Below are 17,317 nucleotides of genomic sequence, written 5' to 3' on the forward strand. Positions count from 1 at the left end.
ATGAGGGGATGCTTTCATGCCGGGGTCCCACGGCAGTAGGGTCTCCAGGATGGAGGACCTGGACCGCAAGATCGTCGGCCTGCTCGCGGCCGACGGCAGGATGAGTTTCACCGACCTGGGCAAGGCCACCGGCCTGTCCACCTCGGCGGTGCACCAGCGGGTGAAGCGCCTCGAGCAGCGCGGCATCATCCTGGGGTACGCCGCGCTGATCGACCACACCGCCCTCGACCTCCCGCTGTCCGCGCTGATCTCGATCCGCCCGATCGACCCCTCCCAGCCCGACGACTCGCCCGAACGCCTGCGCGACGTCCCCGAGATCGAGTCCTGCTACTCCGTGGCCGGTGACTCCAGCTACATCCTGATCGTCCGGGTCGCCTCACCCGGCGCGCTGGAGAACCTCCTGGCCGTGATCCGCGCCCGCGCCAACGTCTCCACCACGACCACGATCGTCCTCAGCACGCCGTACGAGCACCGCCCGCCCGCGCTCAGCTGAGCAGGTTGAGCAGTCGCAGGTCTGCGACGTACTTCGCGATCAACTCCGCCGACAGATGCGGAAGGTCGAGCTTGGCGTCCTGTACGGCGGTCTCGAACTCGGTAGCCGGTACGGCGCCGCCGGGGACCGAGGGTGCTGGGTCCTGGAAGGCGTGCAGCAGGGGGAGCAGCGAGTGTTGCTTCTCCTGGTCCGGTAGCGCGCGGAGCTTCCCCTCGAACCGGGTGAACCAGGCGCGGTAGTCAGGGACCCGGCTGATCGAGACGCCGGCTTCGACCAGCCAGTCGACGATGGTGTCCAAGGAGATGCCGTCGTCGTGCGGGTTGAGGGTGTTGTAGGTGCTGAAGCCCTGACCGGTCTGCTCGCCGATCGTGGTGATCGCCTCGGCGGTGAAGTCCACGGGCAGGCCGTCGTAGTGCGCACGCTCGGGGTGTGACGCGTAGAACGAGCCAGGCGCGATCCCGGTGACGACCAGGCTGAACAGCAGCCGGGTGAACATGTCGGGGACGTTCACCTGACCGGCGTACCGGCTGTGCGCGAGGATCAGGTCCGACCGGAAGACCGCGACCGGTAGGCCATAGCGCTCACTGGCCTCGCGCAGCAGGACCTCGCCAGCCCACTTGCTCGCGCCGTACCCGTTGGCGTAGCCGTCGTTGAGGTGGCGCTCCGGGCTGCTGATCCTGATGTCGGCGGCCTCGTCCGTGGTGCTGACGTCCGCCATCAGTACGGCGATTGTGGACAGGAAGGTCACCGGCTTGATTCGGTCGGTCAGTGCCAGCCGGATCACCTCGGCGGTGCCGACGACGTTGGGACCGAACTGCTGGTCGTAGGGCAGCACGTGGTTGACCAGTGCGGCCGGGTGCACGATCAGGTCGACCGTGCTGGTGAGGCGATCCCAGGTCGGCTGGTCGAGGCCGAAGTCGGGCTGGGCGAGGTCACCGGCCAGCACTTCGAGATGGTCGGCAGCCAGCTCGTGGAAGCGGCGAAGCAGCTCCGGGTCGCCACTGTCGAAGACCTCCGTCAGGCGTGCCCGCGCAGCGTCGGCGTCGCGGCCGCGGACCACGCAGATCAGAGTGCCGTCGCGCTCCGCCAGTCGCTCCAGCCAGTCCAGGCACAGGAAGCGGCCGAGATAGCCGTTCGCGCCGGTCAGCAACACCGTCCGTACGGCGTCGGCCGGCTCCTGCCTCCGGGCATGAAGGATGACCGGGTCGATGAAGGTGTCCAGCTTCAGATCGGCCGCGCGGACCACCGTGGCGCCGGCACCGTGAACGGTCGACGCGGTCGGGCGAGCGGCGCCGAACTGCTGGGTCTTCTCGATGTGTTCGGCCAGGTCGCGCAGGGTTGTTGCCGGACTGACCACCAGGTTGACCGGTACGTCGACCTCGAAGATCTCCTGCAGCAGGCTCGACAACGTCAGGGCAGACAGGGAGTCGCCACCGATGTCGGCGAACCGGGTGTCCGGTGCGACAGAACCAGTCAGATTCAGTACGGCGCGGGCCGCGCGCTGCACCGCCTCCAGGGCCGGCTGGTTCGAGCCGGCCTCGCGCAGGGCGTCCAGCTCACCCGCCTCCGCGGTCGCTAGTTCGGCGTACAGTCGCTCGAGCTGATCGCCGTACCGGGCCTTGAGTTTGGGGCGGATGAGTTTGCGGACGCCGCTGAGCAGGCCGTTGTCCGTGCTGAACGGCTCGGTCTCGATGATGAAGTCGCGGGGAATCTCGTAGGCGTTGAGCCCGGCCTCGTCGGCGAGCTGCCGGATCGAGGCGCGCAATGCGGTCTCCAGATCCGGTACGTCGCTTTGGGTCGGGACGACGACAGCCAGCAGATAAGAGCGCGCACTGTTGCCGTAGACAAAGATCTGCCGGATCAGCGGGCTCGCGACGAACAAGGCCTCGAGCCTGGACACCGCGACGAACTCACCCTGGGCCAACTTGAGCACGTTCGAGCGGCGATCGACGTACACGTAGCGGTCTTCGCCGACCCGGGCCATGATGTCGCCGGTGTGGTAGTAGCCCTCGGCATCGATCACCTCGGCGGTGATGTCGGGTCGCTGGTAATAGCCGGGGAAGAGGTACTCGGTCTTGACCAGCAGCTCGCCGCGGGGATGCGGAGTATCGGTAGTGAAGTACCCGAGCTCCGGAACGTCTTCAAGCCGTACGTCGTGCACCCACGGCCGCAGGACCTTACTGTCCTGGAGTACACAGGCAGCCTCGGTGGATCCGTACACATCGCGCAGCGGTACGCCGAGCAGGGAATCCATGAACTCGGACATCTCGGCACTCATTGGTGCGGACCCGGTGCTGGCCCACACCACGCGACCACCGAGCAGGTGCTCGCGCATCTCGGCCTTCACCCGGGCTGCGTCACCGGAGTGGTGTAGCTGATTCGTGTAGTGCTGGAACAGGGTGTCGCAGACCCGGGGGACCAGGATCAGCTCGGTCGGGCCGGCCAGCTCGAGGTCCTCGAAGAACGTGGACATGTCGGCCGACGCCGTGAAGTACGCCGTGCCTCCGGCCGAGAAGGTGGTGTAGAGGCCGATGCGACCCATCATGTGGCTCAGCGGCAGGTAGTTGAGGCTGATTCGCGGGAGGTCGGCGTATCGCGGAAGGGCGTCGAGCCAGGCGTTCGCGACCATCCGGTCGGTGTAGATCGCGCCTTTGGGCGTGCCGGTGCTGCCGGACGTGTAGAGCAGCAGTGCGGTGTGGTCGTCGTCGATCGGGGCGCTGAAGTCCGGTGCGGCCTCGGTTTCGCGCCCGCGGTCGAGTAGTTCGGTTAGCGGCTCGAGCGTGATTCCGGCGGTTGCGAGGCGGGTGCGCGCGGCGTCGACGCCAGTGTCCACCGCGGGGTGGTAGTCGAACACGATCACGCGGCGCACCGTCGTACCGGCTAGTGCGCACTCGACTGCGGTCTCCAGCATGGCGGCACTGGTGGCCAGGACGCGCTGTTCGGTCTCGGCGATGATCGGCGTGAGATTGGCGATGGTGGCGCCGGTCTGCAACGGCACGGAGACCGCGCCCAGCCGCAGGACGGCGAGGTCGACGACGGTGAAATCGATGCTGCCGGTACCGATGATGCCCACGAAGTCGCCGGCCTTGACCTGCTGGGAATGCCATTCGGCGGCGAGCGCGCCGGCGCGCTCCCAGAGCTCGCCGTAAGTGATCGTCTCGAAGCGAGGCTCCAGCTCCAAGGACGCCTGGCCGGTCGCCGGGTCGGTCACCAGTGTTCGTGCCCGCTCGCCGACCGCGGGCCGATCGGCGTACGACGTCATCAGCGTCCGCACGAGATCGACCAGCGGCAGCCCCGGCCGATGGACGGCCTCGGTGACCTCGGCGAGCGGGCGCGCGGCGCGGATCTCCGGGTCGGTGTCGTACAACGCGGCGAGGAGCTGGTCCTGACGGTCGGTACGGACGGCGGGCACGATCGGCATCGGTGGGGTCCTCTCGGGGGCAGCGCGTGGTGGTTCAGTTGCTCACCGTTACTAGACGACATCGTCTAGACGATTCCGTCAAGCGTCTTTAGGGTGATGTGATGATCGCCACCGAAGGCCGAACGGGCAGTGCGGACCGCCCTGTCGAGACGCATCGCGACCGGCTGCTGCGCGAGGGGCTGGCGCAGCTCTACGCCCGCGGCTTCCACGGCACCACCGTGGACGGGATCCTGACCAGCTCCGGCGTCCCGAAGGGGTCCTTCTACCACCACTTCGGCTCCAAGGAAGCCTTCGCCGCCGAGCTGCTGCGCGGCTACACGAGCCGCCAGCTGGAGCGGATCGATCGGTGGAGCGCGACCCCCGGTCTCAGCACGGCCGACGCTCTCACCGGGTACTTCGGTGAACTGACCGGCATGCTCGTCGAGTCCGGGTACCGGCGCGCCTGCCTGATCGGCAAGCTCGCCACCGAAGTTGCCGTCAGCAACGATCAGTTCCGCGACCAGCTCAGCCTGGACCTCGACGTCTGGAAGCAACGCCTCACCGTCCTGTTCGAGCGCGGCCGCGAGCGCGGCGACGTCCGCACCGACCAGCCCGCCGCCGAACTCGCCGACGTCGTCCTCGCCCTGATCCAAGGCGCCTTCGTCGTCACCCTCGCCACCCGCGACCGCAGCTCCCTCGAATCAGTCGCCCACGCCCTGAAGATCCTCATCGCCCCTACGGCCTGATCCTCAGCGCACTGAATCGCTGGGTGAGGTCGTCCACCCACGCTTCGGGGGTGCGGTGGTCAGGCAGCGGCACTCCCGCTTCGCTACGCCAGAGCGCGTCGCCGAGGACTGTGCGCACATGCCACGCCATGATGCGGCCGACGTTCAGAGGGCGACCCGTGTAGTGCCAGAGGGTGCTGGCCAGGACTTCGAGGCGTGGGCCGGTGCTGGGGAAGAGACGGAGGTCGTACTCGGGGTCGGCCAGACCAACAGTCTCGAAGTCGACGACCACACGGAGCTGACCGTCGTACCAGACCTGGTTGCCACCGTGCAGATCGCCGTGCACGAGCACCTGCGGTTGCGGTGTGGCCAGTACGTCGTCCGCCCAGTCACACCATCGCCGTACGGCGGAACGCTGGTCCGGGCGCACCCAAGTGGGGAACCGCTCTCTGATGATCTCAGCGGTGGCCGGCGGCAACGCAGCCGGAGGCGGATTCTCGATCGAGGACCCATGCAATGCAGCGAGGAACTGCGCGAGCTGCCGACCCGCGTCCGCGCGATCGATGGAGTCCACGACGTCGAACAACGTCGCACCCGGCACCAGTGCGGTCACCAGCAGCACCGGATCAGTGCTGCTCGCGACCACCTCGGGCAGGAACGGAATCTGCAACGACGCCAGCACCGCGATCTCGTGGGCCAGCCTGAGTGCGGCCGGCTCCGACCAGGCGAACTTCACCACGAACCGCCTACCGACCACAGCACTCGCCGACCACCACACCGGATCGGCCTCAACCCGCCCAGCCCGGAACACGATCGGCTTGTCACCGAGCTCCGGGGCGACCAGCCGTAACGCCGCGGACACGGCTTCCGGCGTACCGGCTTCCAACCACCGCACAGCGCGAGGCTACTGTCCACGCCGCACCATTTCCAGCGCCTTGGTGCCGAGGGTGACGTAGGGTCTGGGGATGCGTCGAGTGCTCCTGAGTGACTTGTTCAGCACGTTGATTCCCGGTGGAGATGCCGAGCGGAGTGTGCTGAACGAGACCATGGCACGGCTGCTCGGAGTCGACACCGCCCGCTTCGTGCGTGAGTTCGACGCCGCGGCCTACGAGCGGTTCACCGGCGTGTACGGCGATCTGGAGACCACCGTGCGCGTGATCGCGGAGCGCGCCGGCGGCGAGCCCACGGACGAAGAGGTGCTGGAGGCAACCAATCTCCGTCGCGCCCTCACCCGCCGCCTCCTGTTCGCCCCGCCCTCGGCGACCCTCGGTACCCTCGCCAAGCTCCGCGCCGACGGCTGGCGGATCGGTCTCATCAGCAACATCACCACCGAAACCCAGCTCCAATGGCGTGACAGCCCGCTGGCCCCGTACTTCGACACGACTGCCTTCTCGTCTGAGTTGGGCGTCGCCAAGCCCGAGCCCGCTATCTACCTCGCCGCCTGCGGCGCCCTCGGCGTCACCCCGTCCGACTGCGTCTACGTGGGTGACGGCCACGACAACGAACTCCCCGCCGCCGCCTCCCTGGGCATGCACGCCATCCGCACCCTCGAGCACTCCAACAGCCACCCCGCCTGGCCCGGCGACACCATCAACACCTTCGCCGAACTCCCCGCTCTCCTGATCTGAACCGCGCGACGCGATCTCGCCAGCTGTCCGCGACCTAACGTCCGAAGGACTCGCGCACCTGGTCGGCGATCCTTCGGACGTTACGCGATGGGTCCGCCGCGCCGGGCCGGTCTGGGGAGGATCCCCGACCGGTTCGGGCGGTGAATCCTCCCCAGATGGTCCGTCCGCAGGAGCAAACCCTCCCCAAACCGGTTTGGGGAGCACACAGCGGCGGTGAGCTACCGCGAATCGACCCCGACCGGGGCGAGTACCGCTAACGTCCGAAAACACGCCGACCAGGTGCGCGAGTCCTTCGGACGTTGGGGGGCCGGGGTTAGGGCTTGAGGACGATCTTGCCCAGGCTTGTGCGGCTGGCCAGGTGGTCGTAGGCGGCTGCGGCTTGGTCCAAGGGATAGGTCGCGGCTATGGCTGGGTGGATGGCGTTGGTGGCCAGGAGTTGCCAGAGGTCGTCTCGCCAGGCGCGGATGAGGTCGGGGCGGTGGCGGTGGATCTGGCCCATTGAGAGGCCGGTGACGGTGCGGAGGCCGGTCAGGAGAGTGTGGGACTCGATGTGGGCGGGGGCTGCGCTCAGGGTGATGAGGCGGCCGAAAGGGGCGACGCGGTCGAGCGCGTCGTTGAGGACCTGTCCGCCGACGCCTTCGATGACGATGTCGACGGGTGCGGTGCCGGCCAGGTCGTTGCTGAGGACAACCTCGTCGGCTCCTTGGGCGCGGACGAAGTCGGCCTTGGCCGGGTCGCTGACTGTGCCGACCACGCGGCCGGCGCCGAGGGCGCGAGCGAGTTGGACGGCCAGGTGGCCGACGCCGCCGGCCGCGGCGGTGACGAGGACTGACTCGCCGGCGGCGAGGTTGGCGGTGCGGAGCGCGGCGAGGGCGACCAGGCCGCTGCGGACGATCGTCAACGCGATCGCGGGATCCACTCCGTCCGGTACGACGTCCAGCAGTATGGCGGGAGCGACGGCGTACTCGGCCATGGCACCGCTCATCGTCAGCCCGGTGACCCGCTGACCGACCGTGAAGCCGGCCACATCGGGGCCGAGGGCAACGATTCTCCCGGCGAGTTCGCCGCCGGGGCGCTGGGGGAGCGGCAGGTCGCGAAGGTGCAGCAGGCCGGGCAGAGTGACCCCGACCGCCTCGACCTCGACCAGCACCTCACCGTCAGCCGGCGACGGGACGTCAGCCTCCTCCACCTGCAGTACCGACGGGCCGCCGTGTTCGTTGTGCCAGATCCTGCGCATGGGCCCCACTGTTTCACGCCTGGAGGGTCGCTCTGGGTGACCTTCTCCGGATGCTTGTCAGGACCAGTGATCGTCGACTAGCTTGTTTATTAAAGCCGGTTGGATAATTGGTTGGGGTCGATGGAGACTGCACCAGGGACTGCTCATGCGGAGCGGTCGGCGAACCAGGTCGCGTGTCTGCGCTTCCTGGCCGATGCGGGAGTTGCCCAGACGGTCGGCGTGATCAGCGCCGAGACCGGACTGTCGCGACCCACGGTGCACGCCGTACTGGACGATCTGGTCGCCGCCGGCCTGGTGGAGCCGAGCAACGCGGCGTCGGCCGGGCCCGGGCGACCTGCGCGGTCGTTCCGGTTCGTGCGCGAGGCCGGGATGGTCGCCGGGGTCGACATCGGGCCCCGCGGCGCGCGGGTCGTGCTCTGCGATCTGGCCGGACACAGACTCGGGTACGCCGAACTCGGTCGCGAGGGCCGTTCCGTCGACGAGACGACGGTCGCTGCAGTCGAAGCGGTCGCCAAGGAGGCCGGTGCAGACCTGGCCAGCCTCAAAGCCGTCGGCGTCGCGCTGCCGGGCGTGGTCGAGGAGAGCGGCCGGCTCCGGGCGAGCCTGGTCCTACCCGAGGTCGTCGGCCAGCCAATCGCGGAGACCGTCGCAGATCAGCTCGGCTGCCTGGTCACCGTGGACAACGACATCAAGCTCGCAGCCCTGGCCGAGCAGCGCGGCGGCGCAGGGCGCGGGCACTCCGACGTTCTCTATCTGCAGGTCGGCAACCGGCTGTCGCTGTCGATCGTCCTCGACGAGGAGATCCGGCAGGGCAGTCACCGGATCGCCGGCGAGCTCGGTTCCCAGCGCGGCATGCGCTGGACCCGCAACGCGCAGCGCGGCCAGCTCGTCTGGACGTCGCGGCCGACCGGCGAGGCCGTCCTGCAAGCCGCCGCCGCTGGTGACGCGGAGGCCAAAGCCGAGATCAAGGATTTCTGCGGCCAGATCGCGGGCCGGATCGCGACCGTCGTCCTGGTCGTCGATCCCGATGTCGTCGTGGTCCGCTGCGGTGGCGCCGCCGAGACCACGACACTGCTCCGCCCACTGGAAGCAGCCGTCGCGAAGGAACTCGTCGTTCCGGAGCGACCCCCGTTCGTCGCCGCCGCCTTGGGCCGTGAGGCAGCGGTGCTGGGAGCCGCCGGTCATGCGTTCGACCGGTTCGGCTCCGCGATCTACGGCGTTCAGAACTACCCGAGTCCGTGGAACAAGCTCACGCATGACGATGAGAGGAACTACCAGTGAAACTGGGAGTCAGTTCGTACAGCTTCAGCAAGCTCATGGCCCGCGGCGAGATGGACCTGGTCGGGGTCGTGGACTGGGTGGCCGACTCACCCGCCGAGCACCTGGAGATCGCCGCGCTCGGTGACGACCTGCTGACCGACGACAAGCTGGTCGAGACCGTGGTCAAGGCCGCGTCCGACCGCGGCGTACCGATCCTGAACTACCTGATCGGCGCCGACCTGCGCGAAGGCAGCACCGAGGAGATCGACCGGGTCAAGCGGCACCTCGACGTCGGCCACCGGCTCGGCGCCCGCCTGTTCCGCCACGACGTCCTGCCGTGGGGCTGGCGCGAGGAGAACCAGGGCGAGTTCGAGCGCGTCTTCCCGCACCTGGTCGAGGGCGCTCAGGTACTCGCCGATCACGCCGCCGGGCTCGGCATCACCACGACCGTCGAGAACCACGGCATGTCGATGAACGGCAGCGAGCGCGTCGCCCGCCTCGTGCACGCCGTCGACCGCCCGAACTTCCGCGTCACCCTCGACCTCGGCAACGGCCTCTGCGTCGGCGAGGTCCCCGGCCGCACCGTCGCCGGGCTGCTCGACGTCGCGGCCGCCGCGCACGTCAAGGACTTCCATGTACGGCGTTCTGTCCCGGGCGACGGCTGGCTGAAGACGCTGGCGGGGGAGTACCTGCTCGGCACCATCCCGGGTCACGGCGACCTCGACCTGCGCGCGCTGCTCGCGCTCGTACAGACCAAGCCGGACCTGCCCGTCACGCTGGAGTTCGAGGGCCTCGAGGCTGCTCCCGGCGCGGTCGAGTTGGGCCTGAAGAACGTTCTCGCTCTGGCCGAAGGAGCCTGACATGACCATCCGCATTGCCGTGATCGGCGTGGGCACGATCGCGCAGGAACACATCAAGGCCTACCAGGCGAACCCCGGCGCCGAGGTGGTGGCGCTCTGCGACATCGACATCGAGCGGGTCAAGCAGCGCGGCGAGCAGTTCGGCGTGGCGCGGGTGACCGGTGATCGCAACGAGATCCTGTCCGACTCCGAGATCGATGCCGTCAGCATCTGTGTGCCGAACAACGTGCACGCCGAGATCGCCGAGGACGCGCTGCGGGCCGGCAAGAACGTGCTGCTCGAGAAGCCGATGAGCGTGTCGGTCGCCGAGGCCGAGGCGCTGGTCAAGGCCACCAAGGAGACCGGCAAGTCGCTGCAGATTGGTTATGTCCGGCGGTATGCGCCGAACGCGCTGGTCGCGAAGCGGTTCCTGGACGAGGGCGAGTTCGGCGACATCTACGCGGCCCGGACGACGATCCTGCGCAACGCCGGCAACCCCGGCGGCTGGTTCGGCGACAAGGACGTCGCCGGCGGTGGACCGCTCATCGATCTCGGCGTCCACGTCGTCGACCTCTGCTGGTACCTGATGGGCCAGCCGGCCGCAGCCTCCGTCTCCGGCGCGACCTTCGACCCGATCGGTGCCCGGGACAACATCCAGAACCTGTCCCGCTACCGCGCCGCCTCACCCACCCTCGTCAACAACGTCGAGGACTACGCCACGGCGCAGATCCGCTTCGGCAACGGCGCCGTACTGAACGTCGACGTCTCGTACTCGCTGCACACCCGCAACGAGACCCGCGTCGAACTGTTCGGCGACAAGGGCGGCGTCGAGATCGAGCCGGCCCTGCACATGGTCACCGAGCGCCATGACACGCTGCTCCACATCGAGCCGCAGATCGACTCGCTCGGCTTCGACTTCACCGTCGGCTTCGCTAACCAGATCGAGAACTTCCTGCGCATCTGCCGCGGCGAGATCCCCGCCGACGCCCCCGCCGAACACGGCCTCGAGATGGCCCGCATGCTCACCGCCATCTACGAGTCCGCCTCATCAGGATCAGAGGTCAAGATCACCCACTAGCGGCAGGAGCCACGATGTGGTGGCCCGGGACCTGTGGCCAGAGGGTTCCGGCCACCACAAGCTGTCCCCGGCCACCTATCTCCGCCTCCGCAGGCTGTCGCCGGCCCCCGGCTGCTCCGCGGCCTGCACCAGCACACGCATTTCGCGGTTATCCGTTCAGCTTGCCCTTCTCCGGTCGTATGACGGGGGAGAAGGGGCACTTTCAGGCTCTCCTACCCGATGCGTGGGTGACGCCGGGGCTGCGGCCGCTCCGGCGCCTGAGATGGATCCGCCGGTTGCGTACACACCGACTGTTGCTACGCCTACCAGCCGCTCTTTTCGGCGCCTCCGTAACGCTGCAGCACGCCCACTCCGTCCGCCTACCAACAGTCGGTCTGTACAGCCCGATCACCGAAGCGCCCTACTGTCGCCGCACCCAAAGCCCGTCACCCCCGACCAACTGCGAACCCGCCCACCGTCTTTCCGGACCGCAACCACAACCCGTCAGCCCCAGGCAACGGTGACCGCGGTCGCCGACCGAACCATCCCCCTCAGCCACCGCATTGCCCAGCCATCCCGTCTTTGATCGGCCGCAACCAACCTCAGCCACAGCGCGACGTGGCCGGCCGAGTCGCTGACCTGGCCCGCCGCGCGACCTCGGCCGCCTCCGGCGGTCGACTGAAAGCTTCGCGCGCGCCAAGTAGATGGTTGAGGGGGATGGTGCGGCCGGCGACCGCGGTGCACGTTGCCTGGGGCGTCCGGGCTGTGGCTGAGGTACGTGATGCCCGGAGCTTGCGCTAGCGGTGAGTTTTTCGGGTCCAGGCGACGAAAAACTCACCGACAACCGCACCCGACAACCGCACGCACTCCCACCCCGCGAACCCACGATCGCCGGACCGCCGCCCCCACCCCCGTAAGCCACCTTGAGCACCCCTCAACAGCGAGGCCGGTCGGAGTGGTTGGGGCGTGCTCAAGGTCGGGGGGCGGGGTCACCTTGTGCACCCCTCAACCACGCGAGGCCGGTCGGAGTGGTTGAGCCGTGCTCAAGGTCGGGTGGCGGGATCACCTTGTGCACCCCTCAACCACGCGAGGCCGGTCGGAGTGGTTGAGCCGTGCTCAAGGTCGGGTGGCGGGATCACCTTGTGCACCCCTCACGCGACACCCGCCGAAATGGCTGAACCGTGCTCAAGGTCGGGTGGCGGGATCACCTTGTGCACCCCTCAACCACGCGACACCCGCCGAAATGGCTGAACCGTGCTCAAGGTCCGATGGGGGGATCACCTTGTGCACCCCTCCACGCGACACCCGCCGAAATGGCTGAACCGTGCTCAAGGTCCGATGGCGGGGTCACTCAGTGAGGGGAGAACCGGCAACTTGAGCGGAGCTCCCCTCACTTTCAGGGGTTATCCGTTCACATTGCTCTGCGCGGAGGGGCCGGTGCGGCGAGGGTCGGAGGTGGTCGCCGTTGGCGGGCTGCACCTCATCCGGGGAGGATCCACCCCCCGAATACGTCCTGGAACCTCCCCAAACCGGTTTGGGGAGGTTCCAGCAAGGAGGAACGGGCTTGGAGCGGAAGTCGTGATCTGGCCTAGTAGCCACCCGCGGAAACGAGCTGCGACTCGTAGGCCGCGATGCGGATCTTCCCCTTGCCCTTCGGGGGAACGATGAGCACGACGTCGTGGAGTGCCGTGGACTTCAGCGCACTCTTGTAGTGGGTCGCCGGCAGGCTGAAGGCAGTGGCCTCGCCGCTGCCCCAGTAGAAGTAGGTGTCCGGGTCCTGCCCTACTACCAGCAGGTATTCCTGGCTCAGTGTCGCCAGCACCACTGCTTCACCGGCCTTGGTGATGAACACCGAGGACGGGGAAGCGGCGCTGTACGTGCTGGTGATCTTCTGCACGGCCTTCGGGTCGTTCTTGTGCCAGTACTGCCGCGCGACCGCGAGTTCCTTGAAGGACGTGGCGAACTGCGGGATGACGGCGAACGACGCGCCCTGCGGCGACTTGCCCTCTGCGGTGAGGTACTGGCTCAAAGCAGCGGGTGCGGTTTGCGGGGCCATCGCGAAATTCTTGCTGTCGGCATTGGTCGCCGGCCGCAGGCCGGTGAGGTCCGGGAGCTTCGCTGACTTCAGCAGCGTGGCGCTGAGCGTTTGCATCCACGGACTTCCCGCAGCGTCCCGCTGCCACACCCCGACGGTCGACCCGGCGGTGCTGACGAACCGCATCGGGTAGGTGCCGTACTCCGGTACGGCGAAGGTGGGCTTGGTGATCGGAGCCGGCTTGGGGAGGGGGCGCTTGAGGCTGCGCCCGATGGCGTAGGCCGCTCGCGTCTGCATGACCAGGTCTCCAGCCTCGACCTGACCGATCTGCACCTCGTTCCGCGCGCGCCCAGCCGCCGTACTGACCTCGTTGTACCGCTTGATCACCGCCTGCCCCGCCTCGGGAGTGATCGCCGGCCGAGTCAGTGTGGTGACGGTGTCGCGCTCGGGCACGACCGAGCACCCGGTCAGCAGACCCAGTACGGCGGTTCCCGCGATCACCCGGTACGTCGTACCGAACGGGGCCGGTGCCGCAGCCTCCTGTACGACGGGAGCCGGGCGGGCGGGTCGACGTCGAACCACGATCAGAACGATGCCGAGGGCAAGGATCACCAGTCCGCCGATGAAGATGGCGAGCGCGATCGCGAACGCGTGCGGAAGCTCGATCCCCAGCCGCACCTGGACATCCGGCGCGGTCTTACCGTCCGCCGACATGATCACGACGTCGTACGGCCCGTCGGCGATCGGCCAGCTGAGCGAACCCGTGCCCTTCGCCACCCACCAGTCCAGGCTGTCCGGTGCGGGCAAGGGAGTCACCGCACCCTTCGACTCCTGGGTACTGAGCGCGATCGGATACGTCAGCTGCACCAGCGACGTGTGCGCCGTCTCCTTCAGATAGCTCGCGACATCGAAGTCGCGCCCGACCCCCACGAACACCGGCTTCCCGTTCGCCGACCGGGCATCGACATGCAGGATCGGGCCATGCAGCTCGAGCAATTCCGGCGTACTGGCGATGGCCAGTCCCTTGCTCACCAGGTGCTGATCACCGGACTGGACGGTGTCGTCCGGCCCGATCACGAAGAAGGCCGCCGCACCACCCGCGATCGTCAGCAGAAGACCCACCAGGCCCAGCAGAACACCAACAGACACCCGAACAGCCCGCACGAACAACTCCCCGAATCAGCAACCAACCGGCTCCAGATCGTAGCGGTCGATCACGGTCGGTCCGGCCCGAAAACCGGCAGATTGCACGAAGTTGCAATGGAAGACCTCAGTAGCCGTCGGCCTTGAGGACCTGGGTGCTGAAGGCAACCACTCGCGGATTGCCCTGGGCCGGGACGACCATCACCACCGAGTGCGAGTACACCGCGTTCAGGCCGTCGTCGTACTCGCGGGTGCTGAGGACGGACTCATCTCCGTCGGCCCAGGCGACGACGTGCTCGCCGTCGGTGGCGACGATCAGCTTCTCGGTCAGGGTGAAGAAGGCCAGCGACTCGCCGGACGGCGCCAGCAACGTGACCGGGCGCGTGGCGGCGAACCGGTCGGTGGTCGACCGGATGGTGGCGCCGTGGATCTTGGCCTGGGACCGGCGGGCCTGCTGCATCTTCAGCAGAGCGTCGACCCCAGGGTTGAGCGTGAAGGCCTTGCCGTCCACCGGGTTACCGGTGACCACCGGGGAGTTGCCACTCTTCCCCAGAAACTCCGCGAACCGGTCCGCCAACGGCGCCGTCCGGTCCGACGAGATCTCCCGGGCGCCGGTGATCGACGGCATCTTCGCGGCCGGGTCCGCGGTCGCGGCGAAACTGCGCCGCCAGGGGACTCCGGCACTCGGGCGGACCCACAGGCCCAGTTGACGCCCGCTGGTGAGTGCCGCGAAGCGCATCGGGTAGCTGCTGTACTCGGGCGCCGCAACCGTCGCTTGGGCGAAGGGAGCTGGCGGCTTGACCGCGGCCTTCCGCAGACCGGCGAGCTGGTACGACGCCTGGGTGCGCTCCAACTGGTCATCGGCCTCGACGGCGGAGGCGGCTTTGAGATCGCGCGTGCGAGCTGCCTTGACCACGACCTCGTCGTACCGGGCGAGAACCGCATGAGCAGTGTCAGCAGTGACCGCGGGACGGCTGAGGGTGGTGACGGTGTTGTCCACCGGGAGTCCGCCGCAGCCGGCGGTGAGCGTGAGGACGGCCGCTACGGACAGCGCCGTACGGAGGTTTGCGGGTGTCTTGTCCGGCGCCGATTCCTGCGCGACCGCATCAGTTGCTGTACGACGCGGCCGGCGGCGGAACGTCAACCAGGCAAGGGCGATGAGCACCAGGCCGATCAGCAGTACGGCGAGCGCGGCCAGGAACGCATATGGAATCTCGATGCCGAACTCGAGCTGGACGTCTACCGGTGCATTGCCGGCTGCAGGCATCACGACGACCTGGTACGGGCCGTCCTGGATCGGCCAGGCGAGCGACTGCTGGCCGGGACCCGAGGCCTTGGCCATCCACCAGTCGAGCGTGGCCGGTGCGGCCAGGGGAGTGGTGGCGCCGACGTGTTCCTCGGTGCTGAACGCGATCGGGTACTTGATCTGCACCAGCGAGGTGTAGGCATCAGGCTCGACGTAGCTCGCCACATCGAAGTTGCGTCCGACCCCGATGAACACCGGCTTGCCGTCGAGTGACCGTGCCCGGACGTGCAGCGTCGGTCCGTGCTGGTCGACCAAGTTCGGGGTCGTGACAAGAGAACGCCCCTGAACCGCCAGATGCTGCTCACCGGAGTAGACCGTGTCGTCAGGACCGATCAACCAGAAAGCCGCCGCCGCGCCCACGACCGTGACGAGCAGACCTAGTACGGCGAGCAGAACGCCGAGGACACCACGAAGAACCCGCACCACAACCCCCATGAAGAACAACGAGGGCGTGATCCTAGTACCTCAAGCCACCGTGAAGGGGCGAATTGCACGAAGCTGCAAAGACGCCTCCGGTGCCATCCCCTGCATTGATGGCACCGAAGGCTGATCGGGGCGGTTAGACGAGCGGGAGGAGCTTCTGGGCCTCGGCGGCATTGCGGGAGGCGGCGGCGCGAGCTTCGGCGTCGGCCAGCGAGGTGGGGGCGTGCTGGGTCCACCAGGCCTGACCCTCGGCGGGCAGGGTGTCGATCGGGTCGTAGTACTCGTAGGTGCGGTTCAACGCGTCCGGGTCCTGCTGCTCGATACCGGTGCGGTAGTTCTTCTTCCAGTACGAGACGCCGCGGACCTCGTCGTACTCGGAGAGCTGGTGCACCCAGCGCTTGCCGACGTACGGGACGTCGCAGACGATGCGCGGGGTGGCGAAGCCGGGGAGGTAGCCGAGGATGCCGTGCTGCAGGTGCTGGGCTTCCTTGACCGAGACCCGCCAGTGCTCGGAGAACGGGATCATGTCGCACATGTAGAAGTAGTACGGCGTGATGGTCGCTCCGTCGAGCAGCGCGAAGCAGAGGTCGAGCAACTGCGGGATCGAGTCGTTGACGCCGCGCATCAGCACGCCCTGGTTGCGGACGTCGCGCAGGCCGGCCTCGAACATCGCCTTGGTTGCCTCGGCTACCAGCGGAGTGACGGACTGGGCGGCGTTGACGTGGGTGTGCATCGCGATCATCACGCCGCGCTGGCGGCCGACGGTCGCGACCCGCTCGACGCCGGCGCGGACGTCGTCGGACAGCCAGTGCTGCGGCATGCCCATCAGCGCCTTGGTGGCCAGCCGGATGTCGCGGATGTTCTCGATCTCCAGCAGGCTGGTCAGGAACGACTCGAGCCGCGGCCAGGGCATGTTGGCCACGTCGCCGCCGGAGACCACGACGTCGCGGACACCCGGCGTACGGCGCAGGTAGTCGAGCATGTCCTCGACCCGCTGGCCCGGCTTGGTGACGAACTTCAGCTTGTCGATGACCGGGGTCGAGTTTCCGACCAGGTCCATCCGGGTGCAGTGCCCGCAGTACTGCGGACAGGTCGGCAGCAGCTCGGCCAGCACCTTGGTCGGATAGCGGTGGGTCAACCCCTCCGTGGCCCACATCTCGTGCTCGTGCAGCGAGTCGCGCGTCGCGTGCGGGTGCGACGGCCAGTCGTCACGCCGGTCGGTGAAGACCGGCAGCATGTAGCGCCGTACCGGGTCGGCGTAGAAAGCCTCGGTGTAGTCGGCGGCACCGTTCGGGACGATCGTGTTCAGCATCTGCGGCGGCAGCAGCATCGACATCGTCGCGCGCTCGGCCTGGTCCCGGGTGAGGTCCTCGTAGAACCGCTCCTCGACCAGGTCGCCCATCACGTCACGCAACTGCTTGACGTTCTTCACGCAGTGCGAACGCTGCCACTGCGCCGAGCGCCATTCCTCGGCCGTGACGTCCTTCCAGCCGGGCAGCCTGGTCCAGTCGGGCTCCACGAGCTCGGCCCGGCGGTAGGCATACGGCTGTTCCGCAGCACTGCCGGGGTCGATCAGGTCAGCGGGGCTGATCAGGTCGGTCACGAAGTCCTCCGAAGAGCATCGAGGCATTGTGGTCAGATGTGAGGATAGCGATAGAAACTGCTCTGAAAGCAAGAGTATGCCGGAAGAATTCTCGTCACACGCGTCTATGAGTAGTATTTTGCCCGACCGTTCAGAGGAGGACAGGTGCCGTCGAGCCCGGTAGGACTA

General features: G+C 67.9%; 12 protein-coding genes. 6 read left to right on the plus strand and 6 right to left on the minus strand.

The genetic code is table 11. The annotated features are described in order from the left end of the window. Positions 1-49 precede the first annotated feature (49 nt). The gene (locus ACFVWG_RS36170; RefSeq protein WP_391547988.1) at positions 50-493 is read left to right on the plus strand and encodes an Lrp/AsnC family transcriptional regulator; all 444 of its coding nucleotides are present in this window, start codon (positions 50-52) and stop codon (positions 491-493) included. Here ACFVWG_RS36170 and car read toward each other — a convergent pair. Next, positions 486-3,914, minus strand: a complete 3,429-nt coding sequence (car, locus tag ACFVWG_RS36175; protein ID WP_391547989.1) for a carboxylic acid reductase — start codon at positions 3,912-3,914, stop codon at positions 486-488. The genes ACFVWG_RS36170 and car overlap by 8 nt on opposite strands. A gap of 101 nt (positions 3,915-4,015) precedes the next feature. On the opposite strand from car, the gene ACFVWG_RS36180 reads away from it, so the two are divergent. Then, positions 4,016-4,639 carry a TetR/AcrR family transcriptional regulator gene (locus ACFVWG_RS36180; RefSeq protein WP_391547990.1) on the plus strand — a complete coding sequence of 208 codons (624 nt, stop codon included), beginning with the start codon at positions 4,016-4,018 and terminating at the stop codon, positions 4,637-4,639. Here ACFVWG_RS36180 and ACFVWG_RS36185 read toward each other — a convergent pair. Beyond that, the gene (locus ACFVWG_RS36185) at positions 4,629-5,513 is read right to left on the minus strand and encodes an aminoglycoside phosphotransferase family protein (RefSeq protein ID WP_391547991.1); all 885 of its coding nucleotides are present in this window, start codon (positions 5,511-5,513) and stop codon (positions 4,629-4,631) included. The genes ACFVWG_RS36180 and ACFVWG_RS36185 overlap by 11 nt on opposite strands. 70 nt (positions 5,514-5,583) lie before the next feature. On the opposite strand from ACFVWG_RS36185, the gene ACFVWG_RS36190 reads away from it, so the two are divergent. After that, positions 5,584-6,246 (plus strand): HAD family hydrolase, encoded by a 663-nt coding sequence (locus ACFVWG_RS36190; RefSeq protein ID WP_391547992.1) that lies wholly within the window; start codon positions 5,584-5,586, stop codon positions 6,244-6,246. A 313-nt stretch (positions 6,247-6,559) separates the two neighbouring features. On the opposite strand, the gene ACFVWG_RS36195 is transcribed toward ACFVWG_RS36190, so the two are convergent. Then, on the minus strand, positions 6,560-7,483 hold the full coding sequence (locus ACFVWG_RS36195) for a zinc-binding alcohol dehydrogenase family protein (protein WP_391547993.1): 924 nt from the start codon (positions 7,481-7,483) through the stop codon (positions 6,560-6,562). Between the two features lie 120 nt (positions 7,484-7,603). Between ACFVWG_RS36195 and ACFVWG_RS36200 the strand changes: the two genes are divergently transcribed. Genes ACFVWG_RS36200 through ACFVWG_RS36210 form a run of 3 tightly spaced genes read left to right on the plus strand, consistent with a single transcriptional unit; the run spans position 7,604 to position 10,660 of the window. Next, positions 7,604-8,764: an ROK family protein gene (locus ACFVWG_RS36200; protein ID WP_391547994.1), complete on the plus strand. Its 1,161-nt coding sequence runs from the start codon at positions 7,604-7,606 to the stop codon at positions 8,762-8,764. Continuing rightward, a complete protein-coding gene (locus tag ACFVWG_RS36205; RefSeq protein WP_391547995.1) occupies positions 8,761-9,603 on the plus strand; it encodes a sugar phosphate isomerase/epimerase family protein in 843 nt (280 codons plus the stop codon). Before ACFVWG_RS36200 ends, ACFVWG_RS36205 begins: the two co-directional genes overlap by 4 nt. Position 9,604: 1 nt before the next feature. Then, entirely contained in the window at positions 9,605-10,660 is a 1,056-nt protein-coding gene (locus ACFVWG_RS36210) for a Gfo/Idh/MocA family protein (RefSeq protein WP_391547996.1), read from the plus strand. 1,567 nt (positions 10,661-12,227) lie between these two features. Here ACFVWG_RS36210 and ACFVWG_RS36215 read toward each other — a convergent pair. From ACFVWG_RS36215 to ACFVWG_RS36225, 3 genes are all read right to left on the minus strand, one after another. Further along, a complete protein-coding gene (locus ACFVWG_RS36215) occupies positions 12,228-13,796 on the minus strand; it encodes a hypothetical protein (RefSeq protein ID WP_391547997.1) in 1,569 nt (522 codons plus the stop codon). Positions 13,797-13,944: 148 nt separating this feature from the next. Continuing rightward, positions 13,945-15,546 (minus strand): hypothetical protein, encoded by a 1,602-nt coding sequence (locus ACFVWG_RS36220; RefSeq protein WP_391547998.1) that lies wholly within the window; start codon positions 15,544-15,546, stop codon positions 13,945-13,947. Between the two features lie 136 nt (positions 15,547-15,682). Continuing rightward, positions 15,683-17,149 (minus strand): KamA family radical SAM protein, encoded by a 1,467-nt coding sequence (locus ACFVWG_RS36225; protein ID WP_391547999.1) that lies wholly within the window; start codon positions 17,147-17,149, stop codon positions 15,683-15,685. Positions 17,150-17,317 lie beyond the last annotated feature (168 nt).

Source organism: Kribbella sp. NPDC058245 (assembly GCF_042882005.1).
Classification (GTDB): Bacteria; Actinomycetota; Actinomycetes; order Propionibacteriales; family Kribbellaceae; genus Kribbella.